The 24689-nt window shown below is 72.1% G+C and carries 19 protein-coding genes; 7 read left to right on the top strand and 12 right to left on the bottom strand.

All coding sequences use genetic code 11. The annotated features are described in order from the left end of the window. Positions 1-29 precede the first annotated feature (29 nt). The 3 genes from ABZ887_RS34835 to ABZ887_RS34845 all read right to left on the bottom strand — a co-directional run bounded on the left by ABZ887_RS34835 (position 30) and on the right by ABZ887_RS34845 (position 6780). A complete protein-coding gene (locus ABZ887_RS34835) occupies positions 30-1559 on the bottom strand; it encodes a helix-turn-helix domain-containing protein (RefSeq protein WP_361298437.1) in 1530 nt (509 codons plus the stop codon). Positions 1560-1862: 303 nt separating this feature from the next. Further along, positions 1863-6326, bottom strand: a complete 4464-nt coding sequence (locus ABZ887_RS34840; protein ID WP_361298440.1) for a hypothetical protein — start codon at positions 6324-6326, stop codon at positions 1863-1865. Positions 6327-6363: 37 nt separating this feature from the next. Then, positions 6364-6780: a hypothetical protein gene (locus ABZ887_RS34845; protein WP_361298443.1), complete on the bottom strand. Its 417-nt coding sequence runs from the start codon at positions 6778-6780 to the stop codon at positions 6364-6366. A 241-nt stretch (positions 6781-7021) separates the two neighbouring features. On the opposite strand from ABZ887_RS34845, the gene ABZ887_RS34850 reads away from it, so the two are divergent. From ABZ887_RS34850 to ABZ887_RS34860, 3 genes are all read left to right on the top strand, one after another. Beyond that, positions 7022-7642 (top strand): L-threonylcarbamoyladenylate synthase, encoded by a 621-nt coding sequence (locus ABZ887_RS34850; RefSeq protein WP_361298446.1) that lies wholly within the window; start codon positions 7022-7024, stop codon positions 7640-7642. A 114-nt stretch (positions 7643-7756) separates the two neighbouring features. Next, positions 7757-8512, top strand: a complete 756-nt coding sequence (locus ABZ887_RS34855; protein WP_361298450.1) for a dienelactone hydrolase family protein — start codon at positions 7757-7759, stop codon at positions 8510-8512. 163 nt (positions 8513-8675) lie between these two features. Further along, the gene (locus ABZ887_RS34860; protein ID WP_361298453.1) at positions 8676-9875 is read left to right on the top strand and encodes a glycoside hydrolase family 64 protein; all 1200 of its coding nucleotides are present in this window, start codon (positions 8676-8678) and stop codon (positions 9873-9875) included. Between the two features lie 57 nt (positions 9876-9932). On the opposite strand, the gene ABZ887_RS34865 is transcribed toward ABZ887_RS34860, so the two are convergent. Together ABZ887_RS34865 and ABZ887_RS34870 are read right to left on the bottom strand one after the other, a co-directional pair. Further along, on the bottom strand, positions 9933-12335 hold the full coding sequence (locus ABZ887_RS34865; protein WP_361298456.1) for a M4 family metallopeptidase: 2403 nt from the start codon (positions 12333-12335) through the stop codon (positions 9933-9935). A gap of 266 nt (positions 12336-12601) precedes the next feature. Then, the gene (locus ABZ887_RS34870; protein WP_361298459.1) at positions 12602-13075 is read right to left on the bottom strand and encodes a GNAT family N-acetyltransferase; all 474 of its coding nucleotides are present in this window, start codon (positions 13073-13075) and stop codon (positions 12602-12604) included. 187 nt (positions 13076-13262) lie between these two features. On the opposite strand from ABZ887_RS34870, the gene ABZ887_RS34875 reads away from it, so the two are divergent. From ABZ887_RS34875 to ABZ887_RS34885, 3 genes are all read left to right on the top strand, one after another. After that, entirely contained in the window at positions 13263-13913 is a 651-nt protein-coding gene (locus tag ABZ887_RS34875) for an NADPH-dependent F420 reductase (protein WP_361298462.1), read from the top strand. 145 nt (positions 13914-14058) lie between these two features. Beyond that, entirely contained in the window at positions 14059-15141 is a 1083-nt protein-coding gene (locus ABZ887_RS34880) for an MHYT domain-containing protein (RefSeq protein WP_361298465.1), read from the top strand. 71 nt (positions 15142-15212) lie between these two features. Then, positions 15213-16250, top strand: a complete 1038-nt coding sequence (locus ABZ887_RS34885) for a WYL domain-containing protein (protein ID WP_361298468.1) — start codon at positions 15213-15215, stop codon at positions 16248-16250. On the opposite strand, the gene ABZ887_RS34890 is transcribed toward ABZ887_RS34885, so the two are convergent. Then, positions 16241-17200, bottom strand: coding sequence for an SDR family oxidoreductase (locus tag ABZ887_RS34890; protein WP_361298471.1), 960 nt, complete (start codon positions 17198-17200; stop codon positions 16241-16243). The two genes, ABZ887_RS34885 and ABZ887_RS34890, sit on opposite strands and share 10 nt — an antisense overlap. 231 nt (positions 17201-17431) lie before the next feature. Between ABZ887_RS34890 and ABZ887_RS34895 the strand changes: the two genes are divergently transcribed. After that, positions 17432-18547: a hypothetical protein gene (locus ABZ887_RS34895; RefSeq protein ID WP_361298474.1), complete on the top strand. Its 1116-nt coding sequence runs from the start codon at positions 17432-17434 to the stop codon at positions 18545-18547. Between the two features lie 49 nt (positions 18548-18596). Here ABZ887_RS34895 and ABZ887_RS34900 read toward each other — a convergent pair whose 3' ends face one another. The 6 genes from ABZ887_RS34900 to ABZ887_RS34925 all read right to left on the bottom strand — a co-directional run bounded on the left by ABZ887_RS34900 (position 18597) and on the right by ABZ887_RS34925 (position 24678). Beyond that, positions 18597-19895, bottom strand: a complete 1299-nt coding sequence (locus ABZ887_RS34900; protein ID WP_361298477.1) for an ammonium transporter — start codon at positions 19893-19895, stop codon at positions 18597-18599. A 102-nt stretch (positions 19896-19997) separates the two neighbouring features. Further along, positions 19998-20630 (bottom strand): XRE family transcriptional regulator, encoded by a 633-nt coding sequence (locus ABZ887_RS34905; RefSeq protein WP_361298480.1) that lies wholly within the window; start codon positions 20628-20630, stop codon positions 19998-20000. Positions 20631-20639: 9 nt separating this feature from the next. Then, on the bottom strand, positions 20640-21725 hold the full coding sequence (locus tag ABZ887_RS34910) for an FAD-dependent oxidoreductase (RefSeq protein ID WP_361298483.1): 1086 nt from the start codon (positions 21723-21725) through the stop codon (positions 20640-20642). Further along, entirely contained in the window at positions 21722-23041 is a 1320-nt protein-coding gene (locus ABZ887_RS34915; RefSeq protein ID WP_361298486.1) for an FMN-binding glutamate synthase family protein, read from the bottom strand. The genes ABZ887_RS34910 and ABZ887_RS34915 overlap by 4 nt, the downstream gene beginning before the upstream one ends. A gap of 93 nt (positions 23042-23134) precedes the next feature. After that, complete coding sequence (locus ABZ887_RS34920; RefSeq protein WP_361298489.1) at positions 23135-23815, bottom strand: glutamate synthase; 681 nt, start codon at positions 23813-23815, stop codon at positions 23135-23137. Continuing rightward, positions 23803-24678, bottom strand: a complete 876-nt coding sequence (locus ABZ887_RS34925) for a glutamine amidotransferase (protein ID WP_361298492.1) — start codon at positions 24676-24678, stop codon at positions 23803-23805. The genes ABZ887_RS34920 and ABZ887_RS34925 overlap by 13 nt, the downstream gene beginning before the upstream one ends. Between the last annotated feature and the right edge of the window lie 11 nt (positions 24679-24689).

Raw genomic sequence — 24689 nt, forward strand, 5'->3', positions numbered from 1 at the left:
GCCGGTGCCCGTTCGGGGACGCCGAGGACTCACCCGTGCACAGGTGAGTCCGGTTGGCCCTGATTCGCCGGGAGCAGGACGGGTGCGGTGAGGTCCCCGAGAGCGAGATGGGCCAGGACGACCTCGTACAGGTCGGTGCCGGCGGCCAGCAGCTGGCGTTCCAGGACGGGTTCGGCGGTGCGGACGTGTTCGCGGACGGTCTGGGCGTGCACGCCCAGGTCCTGGGCGGCGCGTTCGGCGTTCCCGCCGGCGGCGATCCAGGCACGCAGGGTGCCGCGCAGGTCACGGCCGTCCCGGACCAGCCGGTCCAGGAGGTCCTGCGCCCAGGCCCGCAGCGCCGGACTCGTCAGCAGGCCGTCCAGGCGGACTCCGGACGGCTCGGGCACCGCGGCGGCCAGATCCTCCGTCAGCGCCGCATGGGTGTTCAGGGCCAGATGGGCGGCGGCGCGCACGGTGAGGTCGGAGAAGTCGGCGCCGAGCAGCGCCTCGACCCGGTCCATGCGGGCGCGCACGGTGTTGCGGCTGACGCCGAGGACCTTGGCCGCGCTGACGGCGGTGAACTCCAGGCCGAGGCGGGTGGTGGCGAGGAGTTCCGCGCGGGTGTGGTGGGGCAGGGTGTCGAGCGGCCGCAGCACCGCGGTGGCCCAGGCGTGCAGCGCGGTGGGGTCCATCAGCCGTTCCGGGTGGGTGCGTTCGGCGTAGACGGCGGCCTGGTCGGGGCGGAAGTGGGCGACGGCGAGGGCGCTGACGGCCTGGCCGTAGGCGGTGGCCGTCTGGGCCAGGTTCTGCCGGACGCTGCCGCCGAGGAAGGTGCCGGGGCGGCCGTCGACCAGGGAGCGCAGCCGCTCCGCGGTCGCGGGTGCGGGGCTGAGGACGATGACGTGGCCGTCCATGGCGGGGCAGCGCACGACGAGGGCCTGGCCGCGGGTCATGTCGAGGCAGTGCTCGGCCAGGCCGTCGCGTTCCGCCGGGTCTCCCTCGACGATGTACACGCAGGCACTGTCGGTGTCGAGCAGGCCGGGCCACAGGCCGGCGGCCACCCGCCGGGCGGAGACCGTGTCCTCCACCATCAGGAGCTGCAGGATGGCGAGGCGCAGGTCGGCGGCGGCCCGCGTGAGCCGGTGCCCGGCGGCCGTCAGCTCCCGCTCGCGCAGCAGGAGTTCGACGACTCCGGCGGTGTGGGTGACGATCTCGGCGGAGCGCCGGTCGAAGGGGGTCGCGCGGGCCACGGCGAGCAGTCCGGCGGCCGCGGGACGCGGCACGCGGGCGCGGACGGCGACGAGCCGCAGGTGGCGGTCGCCGTCCTGGACCGCGGCGGCGGAGATCCGCCCGGCGACCACGTCGGCGACGAGTCCGGAGTCGAGGGGGATCGCGGTTCCGGCGAGCAGCCTGCCGTCGGCGCCCTGGAGGCAGACGGTGCCCTGCACCGCGTCGGCGAGCCAGGCGAGCACCCGGCGCGGGTCGCGGGCTCCGGGGCGCAGATGGTCGAGGAGCCGCAGGGCCCAGTCCTCGCCGGGGGTTGCCGGGTACGGGGGGCCCTCGCCTGCTCGGCCTGCCATCTCGCCCTGCCCCTCGTCCCTCGTGTCCGCCTCGGTCCACGGACGTTACCCGATGAACGAGGCCAGGTCCCGGCCACCGGGCACGGCTCCGCCGGCGGCCCTCGGGGGAAGGGCCACCGGCGGAGAAAGCCTCACCCGGGGCCGGGGGGAGGGCCCCGGGGTGGCTCGATCCTCGGGTGCCCGGGAATCCACCGATCATGCGCACCGATTCCGACACCGGCCGGGGCAGCATCGACGCACCGGCAGGGCCGCGGTACGGGTCCGCAGCGGCAGGGCCGCGGCCGATGCAACGGGACGGCTCGCTCAGGCGGACGACGGGGCCGGGCAGGTGGCTTGACGGGCGAGGCCACCGGTGGCGGCTTTCCACTCCGTGCTTGTCAGTCCGCGGCCTACGAACCCGCAGGCGAGGCGGGCGGGCTGACGGAGATAGTCGGCGAAGTCACCGGTCCTCCACCAGTCGGCCTGTCCGGATTCCGTCCCGGTGGCGATGGAGAGCCCGTCGGCGCTCATGGCCATGCTGGTCACGTTTCCGTGGGCCGGGAGGGTGGTGAGCGGCTGCGGAGAGGCCGCGGTCATGAGATTCCACACCTTGACCGAGGCGTCCTCGTAGCCGCCGCTGTAGAGCAGGTGGCCGTCCGGGCTCAGCGCGACCGCGGTGGCGATGCCGTGGTGGGCCTGGACGGTGGCGATGTGCTGCGGGCGGCGTGGATCGGACAGGTTCCACAACAGGACGTTCCCGTCACCGGAGGCCGCGGCCACCGTGCGGCCCCGCTGGTCGAGGGCGACGGAGAACACGCTTCCGGAGAAGCCGGAGAACCGCGACAGGAGCCGGGGAGTACTCCTAGTGGTGACGTCCCAAGCCGTCAGGGGGTATTTGCTGTCGGCGGAACCGATCAGCAGAGTGTGGCGGGCGGGGCTGAATTCGGCGAACCCGACGGCCGCGGAGAACGACAGGGAGGTGAGCCGGGCGGGGCGGCCGGGCCGGGTCAGGTCCCACAGCGTGAGCCTGCGGTCGTGGCCGGCGGTCGCAAGGGTGCGGCCGTCGGGGCTGAACGCAACGCCCTGGACGTAGTCGGTGTGGCCCGTGACGCGAGCGAGCGGGTGTGGGGCTCCGGTGGGGGTCATGCGCCACAGCCGTGCGGTGGCATCCAGCCCGGCTGTGGCCAGGATCTGTCCGTCGGGGCTGAACGCGGCCGAGACGACGCCCTGCTGCCCGGACGGCCAGGTCGCGCTCAGCTGCGGCGCCGAGCCCGTGTGGCTTCGTGTCCACAGGGTCAGATCCCCGGAGTAGCCGCCGACGGCGAGTGTGCGACCGTCCGGGCTCTGTGCGACGGCCTCGGCCGTCGTCGACTTCGCCGGACCGGCCACGAGGGTGGTCTCGGCATGTGGGTCGTACCGCTCGGGCAAGGGCCAGATCCGCAGGGTGCTGTCGTAGGAGCCGGTGAACAGCCATCGCCCGTCGGGGGTGAACACGAGGTCGGTGACCGGCTGGTCGTGACCGGTGAGGGTGGCCAGTCGCCGCGGTGTCGAGGGGCTCGAGACATCCCACAGGAGGGTGGTCCGGTCGGCCCCGCTCGCGCCCAGGACACGGCCGTCGGGGCTGAAGGCGAGGCCGGTGGACACCTGGGTGTGCCCGGGCAGGGAGGCCACCGGTCGAAGCTCGTGCCCGGCGGTCAGAGACCATAACTGTGGCTTGGTCGCCGCACCGGTCTCGGAGGCCAGCAGCCGGCCGTCGGGGCTCAGCGCGAGCGAGGTGACGGTGCTGTGGGCGTCGAACCCGGCGGTCCGGGTGGGGTGGGCCGGGTCGGCGACACCCCACAGTGTGACGGTACCGTCGCGGCTGCCGGCCGCGAGGGTTCGTCCGTCCCGGCTGAAAGCCGCGGTGTAGACGCCCTGTTGGCGTTGGCTGACCGTGAGGGAGGACAGGCGGCGCGGGGCGGTGGGGCGGGCCACGTCCCAGAGCTCCACAGTGCCGCTGCCGTCGGCGCGAGCACCGTCGATGGCCAGGACGTCGTGGCGCGGGCTGAACGTCACGACTCCGCCGGGCCCGAAGGGGCCCCGCAGTACGGCGACCCGGGTGGGGTGGGCGGGGCGGGCGAGGGACCACAGGTCGACCGCGCCGTCGGGGCCGACGGCGGCCAGCAGCCGGCTGTGCGGGCTGATCGACAGTCCGCTGATCCGGGCGTTGCCGACGTGCAGGACGGCCGGGCGGGCCGGGCGCTCGGGACGGGCCACGTTCCACAGCAGGATGTCGCCGCCGTTGTCCCCGGAGGCCAGCAGTGTGCCATCGGGGCTGAGGGCGATCTTGCGGATGGCGTCGTCGTGGCCGACGAGGGTTCGCTGGGCGCCGAACCCGGCCACGGCCCTGGACAGCGCGGCACGTGTCTCGTCGGAGGGCCAGATGCGCTGGGCGGCGAGATCAAGGCGGAGGGCCTCGGTCGGGGTGCCGGCGCGGATCGCGTCCGCGCGGGAGACGAGGCTGCGGGCCACGGCTGTGCGCCGCTGCTGTGCGGTGATCCCGCGTTCGTGGACGGCGCTGCGCCACTGGATGAGGGCGAACACCAGGAGACCGGCCAGAACGAGGGATCCGGCGGCCAGGACACGAACGCGCCGTCGGGCAATGCGCCGTTCGGCTTCCTCCTGGTGTGTGCCGGCGTCGAGAAAGGCGCGGCTGACCGGGTCGAGCGCGCGTCGGTGGTCCGGGTTGCCTGCCCACTGGCGTTCCAGTTCCAGTCGGCTGCCGCGATGCAGGTCGGTGGCGCGTCGTCCGGCCTGGTCCCACTGGTGGGCGGCGTCCACTAGGTGCTGGCGGAGCAGTTCGCCGGCGCGGTCCTCGTCCAGCCAGGCACGTAACCGGGGCCAGGCGTCCAGCAGCGCTTCGTGGGTGATCTGGACCTGGGCGTCGTCGCGGGTGACGAGGCGGGTGTCCTCCGCACTGAAGGCGTCGAGGATCGAGCGGGCGCGGCCGGGGTCGGGGAGCTCGGCCAGGAGCTGGCCTTCGGGGACGTGTCGGCGGGTGTCACGGGTGTGGTCGCCGATGCGCACCAGCCGGAGCAGCAGCAGTCGGGCGTCATCGGCAGCCTGGGGCCCGAGCGCGGCGAGGGCGCGGTCGGCGGTCGCCCCGAGCGCTCCGGTGATCCGTCCGGTGCTCTGGTAGCCGTCGAGGGTGAGCACGCCGTTGTCGCGTTGGTGCCAGGTGGCGCGCAGGGCGTGCGCGAGCAGGGGCAGCCGGCCCGCTTCGTTGCCTGCGCGGCCCACTTCGAGGTCGTCGAGCATCAGGTCCACCAGGCCCGGCTGCAGGGCGAGTCCCTCCGCATCGGCGGGACACCTGATGGCTTCGGTGATCTGATCGGCCGTCATGGGGCCGACGATGAACGGCGACGCGGACATGGCGGCACGGAGGAGCGGGTAGTCCGCGAAACGCTCGTTGAAGTCGGCGCGGACGCTCAGGACGACGAGGGCGGCCGGGGCACCTCCGCTTCCGGTGGCGGCGTGATCGAGCGCGGTGATCAGCCAGTCGCGCGCCGTCTCGTCGGTGCACTGGGTGAAGACCTCCTCGAACTGGTCGGCCACCAGCAGGACCCTGCCATCGGTATCGGTCGCGCACGCCAGCAGTTCGGCCAGCCGCCCCGGATCCCGTTCCAGATCCTCGGTCAGGGTGTCCACGTCCGCCGGTCGACCGGTGGTGGCCAGCAGCGGGACGAGCGCGGTCGCAACGGACCGGACCGGGTCGGTGGCCGGAGTGAACACGAGCCGGGGCCAGTCGGCCGATCCGGGCAGATCCAGCTCGCCGCGGGCCACGGCGGGCAGCAGCCCGGCCCGCAGCAGCGAGGTCTTGCCGCACCCTGAGGCGCCGTACATCACCAGAGCCGCGGGCTGGGCCCAGCGCAGGGCGAGCCGGCGCAGCAGCGCTGCGACGACGGACTGACGGCCGAAGAAGGTTCCTATGTCGCGCTCGGTGAACGCGGCAAGACCCGGGTAGGGGCAGCGGGTCCCGGGCGCCCGGGGAGCCGGTGGCGGGCTGGTCGACGGGGTCGCGGGGGCCGGGCGCCACAGCGGGTTGGCGGCCAGGACCAGGTCGCCGGCCAGCCCGGTCACACTGCGCTGAGGCCGGGGGCAGCCGAGGGCGGGCAGCTTCCCGGCGAGGTGCCGGAAAGCGCCGTCGAGGGTCAGTTCCTGTGAGCCTCCGGGCTCACCCTCGCGTATCCAGTCGATCAGCGCGCCGAGGAACGCCGTGTGCCCGGCCTCGTCGGAGGCCACGGCCAGCGTGTTGTGCCCGGCGGAGGTGAGGACGTAACTGCCTGCGATCTCGGTGAGGCCCGCGAACTCGGTGGCGTTTTCGAACCGCCCGGCAGCACGGCCGGAGTAGCAGCAGTCCAGAATGACGACCCTGGTGCGGGCCCGGCTGCGGCTGACGTAGGAACGGACCATCGAGTAGGGCAGGGCACGGTGGTCGACGGGGCCCGCGGCGGCGTCGCCGAGACTGGCACTCGTGGCCAGGTACAGCTCTCCGGAGGCGTTCTTGAGGCCGTGCCCGGCGAAGCAGAGCAGAAGGGCACCGTCCTCGGCCGCCTGACCGGTGACCTCGGCCAGGGCATCGCCCAGGTCCACGGGACTCGGGGCGTCCAGCACCGTGCGGATCGAGGTGCGGGGCACCTCGCACCGTTCCAGGAGCACGTCCCGGAGCCCGGTGAGCGTGTGCGCCACCGCAGGTACGTCCGCCAGGGCGGAGCTTCCGACGTGCAGGCTCGTTCCCGCCAGCAGCACCTGCGCCCCGTGCCCGAGTGCCGCCCGGGGGCCTCGGTCAGGGCCGCGGCGTTCCACCGGTGGCCCCCGTGCCCTCGTGCGTCCCGGTCCAGTCGGCCAGCGCCCGGGTCATCTGCTGCACCTCTTGCGCGCCCATCGCGCTCAGGCCACCGGCCTCCAGTTCCCACTCCGCGCCGTCCGGTCTGCGGACCCGGACGATCACCGTGCCCTTCCTGCGAGAGCGGATCCAGGTCACCAGGACCGCGGCGAGCGCCCCTGCCGCCCCACCCGGCCCGAGCGTGACGAGCAGGACATCGGTCACCGTGCCGAGCGTGCCCGCGACCTCACTGCCCGCACCTGCCCGTACGGCCGCGGCAAGCTCCGCCTCGTCCTCGATCCAGGAACGCAGCGACTGCAACTCGTCCGACTCGTCGTCCCCCGGTGACACCGAAACGGCAATGACATGAGATGCCATGACTCCCCCGACTCCAGGCAACTGCGACGCGACTGCCCCGAGAATCCCAGGGCCGACCGAACAAACAAGTAGGAATTTCGTAAAACTGATATTTGTGACATGAGGATGCCGGCAGATGACCGCGGATGCCCTTCATTGCCCATTCAGTGAACGGAATGTCGAAGCAGGTACGGCCCGACGGCCGTACGGCGTGTGCCCGGCCCGCTCGGCCGACACCCGCCGTACGGCATAAGCTCGGCAGATGGCGAAGTACTTCGACGTGCACCCCGACAACCCGCAGCCGCGCAGCATCTCCCAGATCGCCGACTCGGTGCGGTCGGGGTCGCTCATCGCATACCCGACCGACTCCTGCTACGCGCTGGGCTGCCAGCTCGGCAGCCGGGACGGCATCGACCGGATCCGCTCCATCCGGCACCTGGACGACCGGCACCACTTCACCCTGATGTGCCGGGACTTCGCGCAGCTCGGCCAGTTCGTGCGCGTGGACAACGACGTGTTCCGGGCCGTGAAGGCGTCGACGCCCGGCAGCTACACCTTCATCCTCCCGGCGACCCGTGAGGTGCCGCGCAAGCTGCTGCACCCGAAGAAGAAGACCGTCGGCGTCCGCATCCCCGACCACGTGGTCACCCAGGCACTGCTGGCGGAGCTCGGCGAGCCCCTGCTCTCCAGCACCCTGCTGCTCCCGGACGAGAAGGAGCCGCTGACCCAGGGCTGGGAGATCAAGGACCGGCTGGACCACCAGGTGGACGCGGTGGTCGACTCCGGGGAGTGCGGGACCGAGCCGACCACGGTCATCGACTTCTCCAGCGGTGAGGCGGAGATCGTCCGCCGGGGCGCGGGCGACACCTCCCGCTTCGAGTGAGCTCGACGGTCCCCCGTCCACGGCGCTCCCACCCCGGCGTGCCACGATGATCACGACATGCCGCGCCGGGTGTCCCGCACCCCGACGCCGACTCCACAGAGAGGCACTTGCGCCATGACCGCCGTACAGGGAACCGACGTCGACATCACCACCGAGGACGGTGTCGCCGACGCCTACCTGGCCCACCCCGCCGACGGACTCCCCCACCCGGGCGTGCTGTTCTACCAGGACGCCTACGGGATCCGCCCGCACCTGAAGTCGATGGCGGACCGGCTCGCGGGTGCGGGCTACACGGTGCTGATCCCGAACGTCTTCTACCGCAGCGGTCGCACGCCGGTGATCGACCTCCCCGAGTTCATCGACCCCTCCGCGGACCCCACGATCTGGCAGCGGATCATGCCGGCCATGCAGACGTTGACGCCCGAGCGTGTCACACGGGACGCGGACGCCTACCTGAACTGGCTGGCCGACAGCCCGCTGGTGGCCGACGGACCGGTCGGCATCACCGGTTACTGCATGGGCGCCCGGCTGGCCGTGGGGACCGCAGCCGTCTTCCCGGAGCGGGTCGCCGCGGCGGCCGGCTTCCACGGCGGCCGACTCGTCGCCGACACCCCGGACAGCCCGCACCTGACGGTCGGCCCCATCACCGCGGAGCTGTACTTCGGCTTCGCCGACCAGGACCAGTCGATGACCGAGGACCAGATCCGCACCTTCCAGGAGGCGCTCGACGCCGCCGGGGTCCGCAACACCTGCGAGATCTACCGGGGCGCCGACCACGGCTACACGCAGGCCGACACCCCGGCCTACTCCGCCGAGGCCGACGAGCGGCACTGGGCGGCGCTGCTCGACCTGCTGAAGCGCACGTTCTGATCCGCACCCGTCCGTGCGTCCGGGGCCCGTCGCGTCGAGCGACGGGCCCCGTTTTCGTCCGACTCATTGACATGAACCCGCCCCATCGAGACCCTGAGAGCGCTCTCAAACTGGTACGGACCAATGTCCGTACGACGACCCCGACCCCACACGGAGGTGGAGAGTGCGCACAGGACTCGCACGCCGGACGCTGCTCCTGACGGCCGCGGCGGCGCTGATCGGCGGAGTGCTCACCCTGGGCACCCCGCACCCGGCCGACGCGGCCGTACCGGACACGATCCCGCTGAAGATCACCAACAACTCGGGCCGCGCCGACCAGGTGTACGTCTACGACCTCGGCACCCAGCTCTCCACGGGACAGCAGGGCTGGGCCGACGCGGGCGGCACCTTCCACGCCTGGCCGGCCGGCGGCAACCCGCCGACCCCGGCGCCGGACGCCTCGATCACAGGCCCGGCGGCGGGCCAGTCGAAGACGATCCGGATCCCGAAGTTCTCCGGCCGGATCTACTTCTCCTACGGCCAGAAGCTGGACTTCCGACTGACCACCGGCGGTCTGGTGCAGCCCGCGGTGCAGAACCCGACCGACCCCAACCGCAACATCCTCTTCAACTGGTCCGAGTACACGCTGAACGACTCGGGTCTGTGGCTCAACAGCACCCAGGTGGACATGTTCTCGGCGCCGTACGCGGTCGGCGTGCAGCGCGCCGACGGCAGCGTGAGCAGCACCGGGCACCTCAGGTCGGGCGGCTACAACGGTGTCTTCACCGCCCTGCGCGGACAGTCGGGCGGCTGGGCGAACCTGGTCCAGACCCGCTCCGACGGCACCGTGCTCCGGGCGCTGTCCCCGCTGTACGGGGTGGAGACCGGGGCGCTGGCGTCGACCGTCATGAGCGACTACGTGAACCGGGTCTGGTCGAAGTACTCGACGTCGACCCTGACCGTCACACCCTTCGCCGACCAGCCGAACACCAAGTACTACGGCCGGGTCTCCGGGAACGTCATGAACTTCACCAACTCCGCCGGAGCGGTGGTGACTAGCTTCCAGAAGCCCGACGCGGGCAGCATCTTCGGCTGCCACAACCTGCTCGACGCACCCAACGACCTGGTACGCGGCCCGATATCGCGCACCCTGTGCGCGGGCTTCAACCGGTCGACACTGCTGACGAGTTCGAGCCAGCCCGACACCAACCCGGCCGACTTCTACAAGGATTCGGTGACCAACCAGTACGCGCGCGCCGTCCACGCCCAGATGGCCGACGGCAAGGCGTACGCCTTCGCCTTCGACGACGTCGGCAACCAGGAGTCGCTGGTCAACGACGGCAGCCCGCAGCAGGCGTACCTCACGCTGGACCCGCTGAGCTGACCCCGCGCGAGAGTCCCGCACCCGGCTCGCGGGTGCGGGACTCCTGTCCGCGCTGTGTCAGCCGGTCGTGACGGCGGTGTCGTCGACGACGAAGCTGGTCTGGAGCGAGGAGTCCTCGACACCGCTGAACTTCAGGGTGACGGTCGAGCCCGCGTAGGACCCGAGGCTGAAGGACTTCTGCACGTATCCGGAGGCCGCGTTGAGGTTGGAGTACGTGGCCAGGGTGGTCGAACCGGCGGTGACCGTCAGCTTGTCGTACTGGGTGCTGGTGGTGGTCTCGGCCGTGTCGATGTGCAGGTAGAAGGTGAACGTGGTGGCGGTGCAGCCGGACGGGATCGTCACCGACTGGGACAGCGTGTCGGTGTGGGTCGAGCCGTAGCCGTCGAGCCACGCCTTGTAGGAACCGGTACGGGCCGCCTCACTGCTGGAGTTGGTGATCACACCGCTGGTCGCCGTCCAGGTGGTGTTGCCCGACTCGAAGCCCGGGTTGCCGAGCAGTTGCGAGGAGGTGCAGGTGCCGCCGCCTCCGCTGGAACTGACGGTCCAGGTGAAGGAGGCCGTGCCGGTGGCGCCCGTCGAGTCGGTCACCGTGACGGTGGTGCTGTAGGTGCCCGCCGTCGTCGGGGTGCCGGTGATGGCGCCGGTGGAGCTGCTGATCGACAGGCCGGTCGGCAGGCCGGTCGCCGCGTAGGTCAGCGAGCCGCTGTTGGTGCTGCTCGCCGATATCTGCAGGCTCACCGCGGTGCCGACGGTCGAGGACTGGCTGCCCGGGTTGGTGACCGTGACGCCCGAGGTGGGCACGGTGATGTGGCTGCCGACGTTGATGCCGGCGAAGGCGTTGCCGACACCCGCGTACTGGGTGGAGCTGGTGCCGTACAGCGCCGCTGCCGCGTTCAGGGCGGCGGTGCGGGCGGCGGCGTAGTTGGTGCTGGACGTCATGTACGTCGTCAGCGCCTTGTACCAGATCTGCAGGGCCGCGGCCCGGCCGATGCCCGCCACGGCGACACCGTCGGAGGTGGGGCTGTTGTAGGTGACGCCGTTGATGGTCTTGCTGCCGCTGCCCTCGGACAGCAGGTAGAACATGTGGTTCGCGGGGCCCGAGGAGTAGTGCACGTCGAGGTTGCCGACGCCCGAGTACCAGCTGTCGGCCGACGCGCCGTCCTTGTCCGGCTCGTCCATGTAACGCAGCGGCGTGCCGTCGCCGTTGATGTCGATCTTCTCGCCGATGAGGTAGTCACCGACGTCGGAGGAGTTGGCCGCGTAGAACTCCACGCCGGTGCCGAAGATGTCCGAGGTCGCCTCGTTCAACCCGCCGGATTCACCGGTGTAGTTGAGGCCGGCCGTGTTCGACGTGACGCCGTGGCTCATCTCGTGGCCGGCCACGTCGAGCGAGGTGAGGGCGTGGGTGCTGCTCGTGCCGTCGCCGTAGGTCATGCAGAAGCAGTCGTCGTCCCAGAAGGCGTTGACGTACGCCGTACTGTAGTGGACGCGGCTGTAGGCGGCGACACCGTCGTTCTTGATGCCGCTGCGGCCGAAGGTGTTCTTGTAGAAGTCCCAGGTCATCTGGGCGCCGTAGGCGGCGTCGGCGCCGGCGGTCTGGGTGTTGGAGCCGGATCCGGTGCCCCAGACGTCGTCGCTGTCGGTCATCAGGGTGCCGGTGCCCGACGTGCCGTTGTTGAGGCTGTACGTCTTGTGGCCGCCGCGCGTGGTGTCGTACAGCTGGTACGTCGAACCCGACAGCGTGGTGTTCAGGGTGACCGTGCCGCTGTACTGGGTGTTGCCGGTGCCGGTCTGGACGGCCTGGTACCGGTAGAGCTCCTTGCCGGTGGTGGCGTCCGTGACGACGTGCAGCTTGCTGGGCGTGCCGTCGTCCTGGAAGCCGCCGATCACGGTCTCCCAGGCGAGCTTCGGGGTGCCGTTGCCGGCCCAGATCACCTTGCGGGCGCTGTCGGCGACCGGCTTCTGCGCGTCGAGGGCCTTGGCCGCCTTGAGCGCCTTGGTCTGGGCGGCGGACTTGCTGTAGGCCGCGCTGACCGTGGGGACGGTGAGGGTGTGTTTGTTGTTGAAGGTGGTGCTCACCGTTCCGGCCGCGAGGGAGGCGGGCGGGGTGTGCACGATCAGGTCGCCGCCGAGGACGGGGAGGCCGTCGTAGGTGCGCTCGTAACGGGTGTGCAGGGTGCCGTCGTTGTCCTTGGTGACGTCCTTGACGACCAGCTTCTCCTTGGCGCCGAGGCCGAGAGTGCGGGCGGTCGTGGTGGTCTTCTGCTGGGCACCCTTGATCAGCGCGGTGTGCTGGGCGGGGGTGAGCTTCGCCTCCAGGCCGCCGGTGCGGACGGGGCTGGGGTGGGGGGTGGCGGGCTTGGCGTTCGCCGGGACCGACTGGATGCCGACGGCGAGGAAGGCGGCGGTGGAGACCAGTGCGGCTCCTACCGTGGCCCGTCTGTGGGGAAGACGTCTCACTCGTACTCCTCCTGCTGCGGCCGCCGGGTCGCGGCCGGTGACAGACCGGACAGACGGGGATGTGCTGTCCGGGAAGAGCTGAGCTGTGCGGGAAACCGGGATCCGGGACCGGCGTGCGTGGTCCGTGATCCGTGGACACGCCATGGAGAAACGGAGAAAGCGTGTGCTGAGCGAGGATTCCAGATTTGACCCGCGCATGTCATTCACGTCGAGGCCAGTCGAGGGTTTTCCCTATGCAGGGCGGAGCGGCCGGGAAGGACCGGCGATCAGGGGGAAGGCGGGCACGGGGAGGGCGGACGAGGGGAGGGCGGGCGGACCATGAACACGTCCACCGGGCCCTCGGCCTCGACCAGGAATCCGTGCCGCTCGTACAGCCGCCGGGCCGCGCTGCCCCGCAGGACGTTCAGCCGGACGGGGACGCCGTCGCGGTCGCACCGCTCCAGCAGCTCGCGCAGCACGGCCGAGCCGATGCCGCCGTCCTGGACGTGCGGGGCCAGGTAGAAGTGCTCCAGCCGGCGGACGCCCCCGGCCGGCCGCAGCGCCACACAGCCGGCGAAGGCGCCGCCCACCTCGATCACCCGGGTGTGGGCCGCGTCGAACCCGTCCCGCAGCCGCTGCCGGACCCGCCGCGCGTCGTACCGGCCGAGCCGCTCCAGGTCCTCCCGCAGGACGACGGCACGCAGTTCGGCCACCGCCTCGACGTCCGCGTCCGACGCCGGACGCGTCTTCCAGTCCGCCATGATCGCCACGCTATCCCCGGCGGCCGGCCGCCTGAGGACCGGGGTGAGGAACCCGGCCCGGCCGACGGACCGAGGACAGCCGAGGACAGCCGAAGGTGACCGATTTATCCTTGTTCAGCCGGATTGAGGCGGCTTCGCGCCCCGGACCGGGCGTCGGCAGCTCCCACCCCACGGAAGGGGCTCACCCATGCGGGTCTTCATCGTCGGCACAGGCAACATGGCGGGCGGTATCGCCACCCGGGCCCTGGCGGGCGGGCACACGGTCCGGCTGGTCGGCACGGATCCCGCCAAGGCCGCCACGCTGGCCGACGCCCTGGGCGAGCGGACGCCGGGTGCGGACGTGGCGCCCGCCGTGCCGGACGCGGTCGGGTCGGCCGACGTGGTGGTGCTGGCCGTGCCGTTCGACGCGGCCAAGCAGGTCGTCACCGAGTACGGGGACCAGCTCGCCGGGAAGACGGTCGTCGACATCTCGAACCCGGTGGACTTCTCGACCCTCGACTCGCTCACGGTGCCCGCGGACAGCTCCGGCGCCCAGCAGCTGGCCGAGGCCGCCGCGCCGGGCACGCACATGGTGAAGGCGTTCAACACCACGTTCGCGGGCTCGCTGGTCGCAGGCGAGGTGGGCGGTCTGCCGCTGGACGTGTTCATCGCGGGCGACGACGCGGCGGCCCGCGACCAGGTGGCCGAGCTGGTCGCCTCCGGCGGGCTCAACCCGGTGGTCGTCGGCGGCCTGCGACACGCCCGGGAGCTGGAGGGCATCCAGCTGCTGCACATGGCCCTGCAGACGCGGCCCGAGGGGCACGGCTGGATGAGCGCGATCAAAATCGTCGCACCCTGAGCCCCGCCTGTGCCTCTGCTGAAGGCGGCCTCTGCGGCAGTTGTGTCGAGGCGTAGTACCCCAGAGCCGGGCGAAGTCCCGGCGCACGCCCCCGGCGCGTAGTACCTTCCCCACAACAGCCGTGACTCTGGGGGGAGTTGCACACATGCACGGCACGACGGACGGTTTCCACTACGGCGCGGTGACTCCGGTCGCGGCCTATCTGATGGCCTGTCTGGGCGGGGCACTGGGGCTGCGCTGCATCGTCAGGTCGCTGTACCACCACGGGGAGTCGTGGCGGCCCGGCTGGCTCGCCCTGGGGGCGGCCTCGATCGGCTGCGGCATCTGGACGATGCACTTCATCGCGATGATCGGCTTCCATGTCCGGGAGACCACGATCCGCTACGACGTGGGGCTGACCCTGCTCAGTCTCGCGGTGGCGGTCCTGGTCGTCGGCATCGGCGTCTTCGCGGTCGGCTACCGGGGCGCGACCACCGGAACGCTCTGGACGGCGGGTGTCGTCACCGGCCTGGGCGTGGCCGCCATGCACTACCTGGGCATGGCCGCGCTCCGCCTTGACGGAACGATTCACTACGACCGGGTGACGGTCGCCCTCTCCGTCCTGATCGCGATCGCCGCGGCGACGGCGGCGCTGTGGGCGGCCGTGTCGGTGCGGGGCTTCACGGCGAGTCTGGGCGCGAGTCTGGTGATGGGCCTGGCGGTGTCGGGCATGCACTTCACCGCCATGGCTGCCGTGAGCGTCGACGTGCACGCGGCATCCGCCACGTCCTGGTCGAGCACGTCACCGACCTCGGTGCTGCTGCCCATGCTGCTCGGCCCGGTCGTCTTCCTGCTGCTGGCCGGCGTGGTGGTGATGTTCGACCCGCTGCTGGTCCTGGGCGAAGGGGACTGGAACCGCCGGACATCGGGAAGAAACGGTCCGCCTGCGGCGTCGGCCCGGAAGGCGCGCGCACGCCCACCGGGCCGGAGCAGCGGGCGCACACTCCGCAGCCGCCACGGCCGCCCGGTACCCGGCGGTGCGGACCGGTACGGCACGGCGCCGCACACCGCACCCTCCGCGACGGACCGGTACGGCACCCGGAACCACCCGGCACCCGGCGGGACCGGCCAGTTCGGCATCCCCACCCAGCCGGCACCCGGCGCCACCGGCCGGCCGGGCACCGCCCGTCGCCCCAGGCCCGCCCCGCAGGACCCGTACGGCGCCCCCTCGAACCCCTACGAGTGGTGACGGTCCTGACCAGCAGGGGGGCTCTCGTGCAGCGAGGTGACTCCGGTGTGGCGGTCCGCGATCCTTGAGCCATGCGTGCCGCCCGTCTGATCCGCATGGCGCTCCTCGTCCAGTCGAGCCCCGGCCTGACCGCCGTCGCCCTCGCCCGCGAGCTGGACGTCTCCCGGCGTACGGTGATCCGCGATGCCCAGGCTCTGCAGGAGGCGGGCGTTCCCATCCGGTCGGAGCGCGGCCGTGCGGGCGGCTATCACCTGGCGCCGGGCCACCGGACCCGGCTCACCACGCTCCACCCCACCGAGGCGGAGACGCTCTACCTCTCCGGTCTGCCCACGGCCCTGCGCGACCTGGGACTGTCGGCCGCGGCCGACACGGCCCGGCTGAAGCTGTCGGCCACCCTGCTGCCCTCGCTGCGGGCGGCGGCCGAGTCGTCCGTGCGACGCTTCCACCTGGACGCCCCGGCCTGGTTCCGTGAGCCGGCGGCGCCGGAGCCGCTCCCGGCGCTGGCCCGCGCTGTGTGGTCCGACCGCACCGTCGAGCTGGACTACGCGCGGCCGGGCCGGGACGGCGCGCCGTCCCGCACGGTGACGCGCCTGCTGGAACCGTACGGGCTCGTCCTGAAGGCGGGCGTCTGGTACGTCGTGGGCCGCGTCCCCGCCGAGCGGACGACGGGCCGGGACGGCGCCTGGCGTACCTACCGCGTCGACCGTGTCACGGCGCTCCGCCCTGCTCCCGGCGCCGGCGAGCCCTTCGTCCGTGACCCGTCCTTCGACCTGGCCGGGCACTGGCAGGCCCAGGCCGCCGGTTTCGCCCGCGCACTGCTGCGCGAGACCGTGACCGTGCGGCTGACCGAGCGCGGTCTGCGGCGTCTGCCGTCCGTGGCGGACCCGGCCGGCGTGGCCGGGGCACTGGCGTCCGCAACCGCGCCGGACGCCGCCGGGAAGGTCGTGCTCGACCTGCCGGTGGAGTCGCAGGACGTCGCCTTCGGGCAGCTGACCGGGCTGGGCGCGGAGGTGGAGGTGCTGGCCCCGGCGGGCCTGCGTGCCCGCTTCCGCGAGCACGCGCAGGCCCTTGCCGCCGTGTACGGCGCGGAGCCGGAGGATCAGCGGTAGTCGTCCGGCGTGCCCTTCTTCCCGCCGTAGATGACCTCCTCGAAGTACGCCAGGGCGTCCGGCCGGCTGCCGTCCACGTCCCGTACGCCATAGGCCCTGGCGAGCTCCGCGCTGGAGGCGGACCTGCCGTTCCAGCGGGCGGCCCGGTCCGGGTCGGCGGCGAGCGCGGCGACCCCGCGGGCGAGGTAGTACGGCGACTCGGCGATGGCGAAGTCGGGTTCCCCGGCGACGGCGTCGCGCCAGTTCTCCTCGGTCACGCCGAAGTGGGCGAGCATCTGCTCCGAACGCAGGAAGCCCGGCGTGACGGCGACCGCCGTGCCCCCGTACTCCGCCAGTTCCTCGCCCAGTCCGAAGGCGATGCGGATCGGGGCGTTCTTCGCGAGGTCGTAGTAGAGGTTCTCGCGGTAACGGCGGTTGAAGGCCGCCGTGCCGTCGGTGACCTCCACGTGCAGCGGTGCGTCCGAGCGGATCAGGAGCGGGAGGGCGAGTGCCGCGGTGATCACGTGCGAGCGCACGCCGAGGTCCAGGATGCGCAGGCCGTCGGCGAGCGGTGTCTCCCAGCTCTTCTTGCCGAAGACGGAGCCGACGAGCAGGTGTTCGCCGCCCCAGAGGTCGTTGACGAGGATGTCGAGCCGCCCCTGTTCGCGGTCGATCCGCTCGACGAGGACTCGGACCTGGTCCGCGTCCAGATGGTCGGTGGGTACGGCGATGCCGGTGCCGCCGGCTGCTGTGACCAGCTCGGCGGTCTCCTCGATCGTCTCCGTGGTCCGGCCGACCTCGCTGGCGTGCCCGCGGGTGGTGCGGCCGGTGACGTAGACGGTGGCGCCGCAGCGGCCGAGTTCGACGGCGAGGGCACGTCCGGCGCCGCGGGTGGCCCCGGCGACGAGGGCGATCCGGCCGGCGAGCGGGGCTTCCCGGCCGGCGTCCCGGGTGTTGATGTCCTTGTCCATGGCACCACGGTGCACGCCAAAGGTGACAGATTACGTCACCGTTTTCCGGGGATCTTCCCGCGCGTGGTCCTCGGAGGCCTCCGGGTCGGGTCCGCGGCCGCTCCCGGACATGTGGTGGTATCGCTTGCCGTACCGGGCGAACCCTGTTCCACGTCGGGGCAGTTGGCAGAAGATCAAGGCGATACCGTCCCGATCTACCGGTCGTCACCCCGAACGGGCACAATCGGCGCCATGACGATCATCGAGGGCGCACCGCTGCCCACGCGCAGCGCTCCCCTGGTCCTTGCCCGGAGATTCCTGACGGGTGGTGTGGTCGGGGCGTCCCTGGCCGCCTTCGTGGTCGCCGTCGTCATCGAGAGCGTGCCGCTGCTCGTCACGGGCATGGCACTGCCCGTCGGGTACGGCCTGCTGCTCCTCCTCGCCGGTGCGCCGCGGCGTGCCCGGGAGGCGGCCGTCGCACCCGTCACGGCACTCGCGATGATCGAGAGCCTGCGTGCCGTCGGGGACGGGTCGAGTGACGTGTCGGTGCGGTTCGACCTCACCGTCGCGCCGGACGACGGACCGGCGTTCCGCGTCGTGGTCGCGGAGAGCATCAATCTCGTCGACCTGCCCGACTACCGGCCGCGCGGCGTCCTGGTGGTCGAGTACCCACCGGACCGGCCGTGGCGCGCACGGATCCTGCAGCGGCCGACGCCGGAGTGGAGGGAGCGGGTGGCGGGGGCGAGCCTCGACTCGGCTCCCGGGTCGGCTCTGGTGAGCAAGCCGTCCGAGGGCGGTGCCGGCGGCCTCCTCGCCCTGCTCGGCCTGCTGCTCGGCGCGGCCGTCGTGGTCCTGCTCTTCCGCACCGACCTGTCCGCCGCGGACGACGACGGGCAGCCGTCCTCATCGGAGCCGTCCGTCTCCACCACGACCTCGTCGTCCACCACGTCCTCGTCGTCCACCACCGTCGTGACGTCCGCGACGGGCACGGTCACCCTCGGCCCGGGCCAGTCGATGCTCGACAAGGGCGAACTGCGCCGGGCCGTCGCCTCGCTCACCCGGGACGAGACCGGGCGCCGGGCGCTCACCGTCGTCGTACAGGAGCGCCGACTGTCCGTCGTGTTCGCCCCCACCGGCATACAGGCGGGACGGTTCGACCCGCGCTCCCTGCCCTTCGACCGGATCCCCGCCCTCGTCGAGCAGGCCCGCACCACCCTCGGGGCCGGCTCCCCGCAGACCTGGCAGCTCACCGCCGAGCGCCTCACCGGCCCCCTGACCATCAGGGTCACGGTGACCGGCCGCAAGGGCACGGCGTCGCTGGAGGCGGACCAGCACGGCACGGTGGTGCGGCGCACCCCGGCCGGCTGACCGCACGGCACGGCCGGTGCCCGCGGGCGGACCCGGCCGGTGCCGGAACCTATCCCGCGGCGGCGGGCTGCGGGGCCGGGGCGCCGGCGATCGGCGCGTGGGTGAGGTCGTAGGCGCTCTCCGCGTGCAGGTGGGTGTCCACGCCCTCCTGTTCGACCTCGGGGCGGACCCGCAGGCCCATCGTCCTGTCGAGCGCCTTGGCGATCAGCCAGGTCACGGCGAAGGAGTACGCCAGGACGGCGAAGGCACCGACGGCCTGCTTGCCGAGGAGGGAGAGACCGCCGCCGTAGAGGAGGCCGTCGACTCCGTTCGGGGCCTCGGAGGTGGCGAGGACGCCGACCAGCAGGGTGCCGGTGAGGCCTCCGACGAGGTGGATGCCGACCACGTCGAGCGAGTCGTCGTAGCCGAGCCGGTACTTGAGGCCCACGGCGAGGGCGCAGACGGCTCCGCCGATGGCGCCGAGGAGGAGGGCGCCGGACGGGGAGACGGCACCGCAGGAGGGGGTGATGGCGACGAGGCCGGCGATCGCGCCGGAGGCGGCGCCGAGGCTGGTGGAGTGGCCGTCGCGGAGCTTCTCGACCAGCAGCCAGCCGAGCATCGCGGAGCAGGTGGCGACGAAGGTGTTGAGGACGACCACGGAGGCGGCGTTGCTCGACGTCAGCGCCGATCCGCCGTTGAAGCCGAACCAGCCGAACCACAGCAGGCCCGCGCCGAGCATGACGAGCGGCAGGTTGTGGGGGCGTTCGGTGCCGCCGCCCTTCTGCCAGCCGATGCGCTTGCCGAGGACCAGGATCACGGCCAGGGCCGCCGCGCCGGAGTTGATGTGGACGGCGGTGCCGCCCGCGAAGTCGATGGCGCCGAGTCTGTTGACGATCCAGCCGCCGACCACGCCCTTGCCGTCGAAGGCGAACACCCAGTGCGCGACGGGCAGGTAGACGAGGGTCACCCAGATGCCCGTGAAGGTCATCCAGGAGCCGAACTTGATGCGGTCCGAGATCGCGCCGCAGATGAGGGCGGCGGTGAGGGCGGCGAACAACGCCTGGAAGGCGGCGAAGACCGAGAGCGGGATGACGGCCTTCGGGTCGTCCTTCATGACACCGCTCATCCCGAAGTACTCGGTGACGTCACCGAGCAGGCCGGCGCCGCCGATCGAGTCGCCGAACGAGGCCGAGAAGCCGTAGACGACCCAGATGCAGCCGACCAGGGCGACGGCGCCGAAGGTCATCATGATCATGTTGAGCACGCTCTTGGCGGCGACCATGCCGCCGTAGAAGAGGGCCAGTCCCGGCACCATCAGACAGACGAGCGCCGTGCTCGCGAGCATCCAGGCGGTGCTTCCGGTATCCATGCGCACACTCCGCGGAGAAGTCCAACAGGGAGAAACTTCGTTTCATCTCAGTAGACTTGGTGTGCGTTACAAGACCCGTCCGTGTCCGATTAAGGCCGGGTTTCAGTGCTGGGGGCTGTCCCCGAAGGCCGTCACCGTGAGGAAGCGGATCGGCAACTCGACGAGGCTCTCGGGGCCGTGCGGGGCCTCGCCGTCGAACTGGAGGGCGTCGCCGGGGCGCAGGGTGTAGCTGGACTTGCCGTGGCCGTAGACCATGACGCCCTCCAGCATGTAGAGGAGTTCGGTGCCGGCGTGCTGGAAGAGCGGGAACACCTCGCTCTGTTCGGTGAGGGTGACGAGCAGGGCGTCCATCCGCTTGTGGGCGCCCCGCAACGAGCCGAGCTGGGCGTACTCGTGGCCGACCCGGGTACCGCGCCGTACGATCCGGGCGCCGTGCCCGGCGGGGACGAAGACCGCTTCGCGCTCGTCGTCCAGACCCCGGAACAGGGCCGTGACCGGGACGTCGAGGCCGCGCGCGAGGCGCGAGAGGGTGGTGAGGCTGCACGCCGTCTGGGCGTTCTCGATCTTCGACAGCATGGCCTTGGAGATGCCGACGCGCTGCGCCATCTCGCCGACCGAGAGCCCGGCCGCCTGCCGGTACTCACGGGTGCGGACCGCGATGACACGCTCCAGTGCCCTGTCGTCGGTGTCATCGGTATCGCCGGTGTCCGCTGCGGGTTCGGGGTGCTCGGTCACCGGCGCATCCTATGCCGAGCGGTCCAGGCGGAAGCGGGGGTGGGGTTCGGCCCGGCCGGTCGCGAGGTCGGCGGCCATCGCGCCCATGAGCGGGGCGAACTTGGCGCCGTGTCCGGAGCACGGGGAGGCGATGACGAGCGGGCCGTGCCGGTCGAGGACGAAGTCCTCGTCGGACGTGGTGGTGTAGAGGCAGGTCGCCTCGGCGACCGGTTCGGGGTCGAGTCCCGGGAGCCGGTCACGGACGAACCCGCGCACCCGGGTGCGTGAGGACGGGTCGACGACACCGGTGCGGGCGGTGGCCGTGGTGGGGGTGCCGCGGTCGTGTTCGGCGACCTTCATCGCGGGGAGCGGGCCGCCGTCCGTGCCGGAGGGCAGGCCGTACGTCTGCATCGCCTCGTCCTTGAAGACCAGGATCGGCCACGCGACGGACGGATCGTGCTGCCGGAAGTGGAAGACCTGCTGCTGGGTCACCGTCAACGACGGGAGGGCGACGGGCAGCCCGAGTTCCGGCAGCCAGGCGCCGGCGGCGATCACGGCCGTGTCGGCCGTCAGCTCACGGCCGTCGGCCGTGCGCAGCAGCACCTTCTGCCGTACGTCGAAGCCGGTGACCCGCACCCCGCTCCATACCTCCGCCCCGTGCTCGGCGGCTCGCCGCACACAGGCCGCGACCGTCGCGTCGGCGTCGATCACACCGGCGCCCGGGTGGTGGAGGGCCGGTCCGGTGAAGCGGATGTACGGCCAGCGCTCGCCGGCCGCCTCGGCACCGAGGAGTTCGTACGGCACTCCGGCCGCCGCCAGCACCTCGGCGAGCCCCTCGGGGTCCCGCCCCTCCCCCAGGTCGAGCCCCCCGGTCGTCCGCAGCAGGGAAGTCGAGGCGTCCTCCTCCAGCGCCCGCCACTCCTCGTACGCACGGCCCGTGAGCCCGACGTACAAGGGGTCGGCGTACGCCCGCCGGAAGATCCGCGAACTGCCGTGCGAGCTGCCCTGCTTGTGGCCGATGCCGTACGCCTCGACCAGGGTGACCGGGTGGCCGCGCCGGGCGAGCTGCCAGGCCGTGGCGGCGCCCATGAGTCCGGCGCCGACGACCGCGATCACAGCCCGGCTCCCGGGATCCAGTCCGTGCCGGCGAGCGGGACGCGGGCCATGGCGGCGGACTCGATGGTGAGGGCGACCAGGTCCTCGGGTTCGAGGTGCAGGAGGTGGGCCTTGCCGCAGGCGCGGGCGAGGGTCTGGGCCTCCATGGTCATCACCCGCAGGAAGTTGGCGAGCCGCCGGCCGCCCTCGACGGGATCGAGCCGGGCGGCGAGCTCCGGGTCCTGGGTGGAGATCCCGGCCGGGTCGCGCCCGTCCTGGTAGTCGTCGAAGTAGCCTGCGGCGGAGCCCAGTTGTCGGTACTCGGCGTCGTACCGGGGGTGGTTGTCGCCGAGTGCGACGAGCGCCGCCGTACCGATGGCGACCGCGTCCGCCCCGAGCGCGAGAGCCTTGGCCATGTCGGCGCCGGAGCGGATGCCGCCGGAGACGACCAGCTGGACCTCGCGGTGGACGCCCAGCTCCTGGAGCGCCCGGACCGCCTGGGGCAGGGCCGCGAGGGTCGGGATGCCGACGTGCTCGATGAAGACGTCCTGGGTGGCCGCCGTGCCGCCCTGCATGCCGTCGACCACGACGACGTCCGCGCCCGCGTGCACGGCCAGCTTCACGTCGTAGTACGTACGGGTCGCGCCGACCTTCACATAGACCGGCTTCTCCCAGTCGGTGATCTCCCGCAGTTCGAGGATCTTGATGGCGAGGTCGTCGGGCCCGGTCCAGTCGGGGTGCCGGCAGGCGCTGCGCTGGTCGATGCCGACGGGCAGCGTCCGCATCCCGGCGACCCGTTCGGTGACCTTCTGCCCGAGCAGCATGCCCCCGCCACCCGGCTTGGCCCCCTGCCCGAGAACGACCTCGATGGCGTCGGCGGCCCGCAGGTCGTCGGGGTTCATGCCGTACCGGGACGGCAGGTACTGGTACACGAGGTGCTTGGAGTGCCCGCGTTCCTCGGGGGTCATCCCGCCGTCGCCGGTGGTCGTGGAGGTACCGACCTCGCTGGCACCGCGGCCGAGGGCCTCCTTGGCCTGCGCGGAGAGGGCACCGAAGCTCATGCCGGCGATGGTCACGGGGGTGGCCAGCCGGAGCGGGTTCCTCGCGTGCCGGGTACCCAGGACGACGTCCGTGTCGCACCGCTCGCGATAACCCTCCAGGGGGTAGCGGGACATGGAGGCGCCGAGCAGCAAGAGGTCGTCGAAGTGGGGGAGTCTGCGCTTGGCGCCCCATCCCCGGATGTCGTAGATGCCGGTGTCGGCGGCGCGCTGGATGGCGTGGATGGTGGCGCGGTCAAAGGTGGCGGACTCACGGAGGCCGTGGGATGCGGGTTCCAAGGTTCAGCTCCTAACAAGGCAGGGTTGTAGCGCCCCGTCAGGGGCGCGGGGAACTGCGCGACCGGCCACGACGGCCCGCAGTCGACAACGGCGCTAGTAGGCCGTCGAATTGTCGACCTTGAAGTGATAAAGCGTCCGCGCCGATCCGTACCGCCGGAACTCCTCCGGATCGTCGTCCCGCTCCGCCGCCTTCAACAGCTCGGCCAGCTCGGCGAGATGCTCACCCCGCATCTCCTTCTCCACGCAGTCCGCCCCCAGCGACTTCACCGCCCCCCGCACATAGATCCGCGCCTCGTACAACGAGTCCCCCAGCGCGTCCCCGGCGTCACCGCAGACGACCAGCCGTCCGGCCTGCCCCATGAACGCACTCATGTGACCGACGTTGCCGCCCACCACGATGTCCACCCCTTTCATGGAGATCCCGCACCGCGCCGACGCGTCCCCGTCGATCACCAGCAGCCCGCCATGGGCGGTGGCCCCCGCCGACTGGGAGGCGTTGCCCCGCACCCGGACCGTGCCGGACATCATGTTCTCGGCGACCCCGGTCCCCGCGTTGCCGTGCACGGTGACCGTGGCGTGCTGGTTCATGCCGGCGCAGTAGTAGCCGACGTGGCCCTCGATGTCGACGCTGAGGTCGTCCCGGATACCGCAGGCGACGGCATGCGCGCCGCGCGGGTTCAACACCCGCCACGTGCCGGCCGAGACGACCGGCGCGTGCAGCGCCGCGTTCAACTCCCGGACCGGCGTCTCGGCCAGGTCGATCAGCGTCGCCATACGTACACCTCTTCCGGCTCGGGTTCGAAGATGCGGGCGTTCTCGATGCCCGGCAGGACGTCCAGCGCCCGGTACTCGGAGGCCATCGCCACCCAGTCGGCGGTCTCCGCGACCATCGCGGGCTTGCAGGCGATGGCGTCCCGGACGACCGCGAAGGAGTCGCCGGTGGACACCAGCAGCGTGTAGAAGCCGTCGAACCGCTCGCACAGCAGCTTCAGCGCCTTCTCCGGGTCGGCGCCCTGGGCGAGTTGGTGGGCGACGAAGCGGGCGCCGACCTCGGAGTCGTTCTCGCTGTCGAACTCCATGCCCTGGGCGCGCAGTTCGCGGCGGATGGTGGCGTGGTTGGCGAAGGAGCCGTTGTGCACCAGGCACTGGCCGGGCCCCACGGAGAAGGGGTGGGCGCCCTCGGGGGTGACCGCCGACTCGGTGGCCATCCGGGTGTGTCCGACGCCCTGCCAGCCGGTCACGCCGACGAGCCCGAAGGAGTCCGCCAACTCCACCGGATTCCCGGTGCCCTTGAGCACGGCCATGTCCGTGCCGGAGCCGATCACGGTGGCGTGCGGCAGCGCGTCGGCGACGGCCGCGAGCAGTGCGGCGACGGAGCCGTCCGCGTGCACGACCGTCGTGACGTCGGCGGCGACGGCCACCGCGCCCGGCAGCGCGGCCGCCGCCTCGGCCGGCGTGACCCCGAGCAGCGAGACGACGGCCCGTCCCGGCGGGGACAGCCGGGGATCCCCGTAGACGGCGACCCCCGCCGAGTCCGGGCCCCGCTCGACGACCTGGCCGAGCATCGCGGTGAGCAGTTCCCCGAGGCGTGGTTCCAGTGAGGGCTCGTGCAGATGGAGCCCGACGATTCCGCACATGGCAGGTCCTC

Origin of the sequence: Streptomyces sp. NPDC047061, assembly GCF_040643955.1 — a bacterium.
Classification (GTDB): Bacteria; Actinomycetota; Actinomycetes; order Streptomycetales; family Streptomycetaceae; genus Streptomyces.

What these genes read in the sequence shown, in the direction of transcription:
- ABZ887_RS34845 (WP_361298443.1), bottom strand. Translation starts at nt 6,780, where the DNA reads ATGGCATCTCATGTCATTGCCGTTTCGGTGTCACCGGGGGACGACGAG.
- ABZ887_RS34895 (WP_361298474.1), top strand. Translation starts at nt 17,432, where the DNA reads ATGACGATCATCGAGGGCGCACCGCTGCCCACGCGCAGCGCTCCCCTG.
- ABZ887_RS34890 (WP_361298471.1), bottom strand. Translation starts at nt 17,200, where the DNA reads ATGGACAAGGACATCAACACCCGGGACGCCGGCCGGGAAGCCCCGCTC.
- ABZ887_RS34885 (WP_361298468.1), top strand. Translation starts at nt 15,213, where the DNA reads ATGCGTGCCGCCCGTCTGATCCGCATGGCGCTCCTCGTCCAGTCGAGC.
- ABZ887_RS34855 (WP_361298450.1), top strand. Translation starts at nt 7,757, where the DNA reads ATGACCGCCGTACAGGGAACCGACGTCGACATCACCACCGAGGACGGT.
- ABZ887_RS34875 (WP_361298462.1), top strand. Translation starts at nt 13,263, where the DNA reads ATGCGGGTCTTCATCGTCGGCACAGGCAACATGGCGGGCGGTATCGCC.
- ABZ887_RS34925 (WP_361298492.1), bottom strand. Translation starts at nt 24,678, where the DNA reads ATGTGCGGAATCGTCGGGCTCCATCTGCACGAGCCCTCACTGGAACCA.
- ABZ887_RS34835 (WP_361298437.1), bottom strand. Translation starts at nt 1,559, where the DNA reads ATGGCAGGCCGAGCAGGCGAGGGCCCCCCGTACCCGGCAACCCCCGGC.
- ABZ887_RS34920 (WP_361298489.1), bottom strand. Translation starts at nt 23,815, where the DNA reads ATGGCGACGCTGATCGACCTGGCCGAGACGCCGGTCCGGGAGTTGAAC.
- ABZ887_RS34880 (WP_361298465.1), top strand. Translation starts at nt 14,059, where the DNA reads ATGCACGGCACGACGGACGGTTTCCACTACGGCGCGGTGACTCCGGTC.
- ABZ887_RS34870 (WP_361298459.1), bottom strand. Translation starts at nt 13,075, where the DNA reads ATGGCGGACTGGAAGACGCGTCCGGCGTCGGACGCGGACGTCGAGGCG.
- ABZ887_RS34850 (WP_361298446.1), top strand. Translation starts at nt 7,022, where the DNA reads ATGGCGAAGTACTTCGACGTGCACCCCGACAACCCGCAGCCGCGCAGC.
- ABZ887_RS34900 (WP_361298477.1), bottom strand. Translation starts at nt 19,895, where the DNA reads ATGGATACCGGAAGCACCGCCTGGATGCTCGCGAGCACGGCGCTCGTC.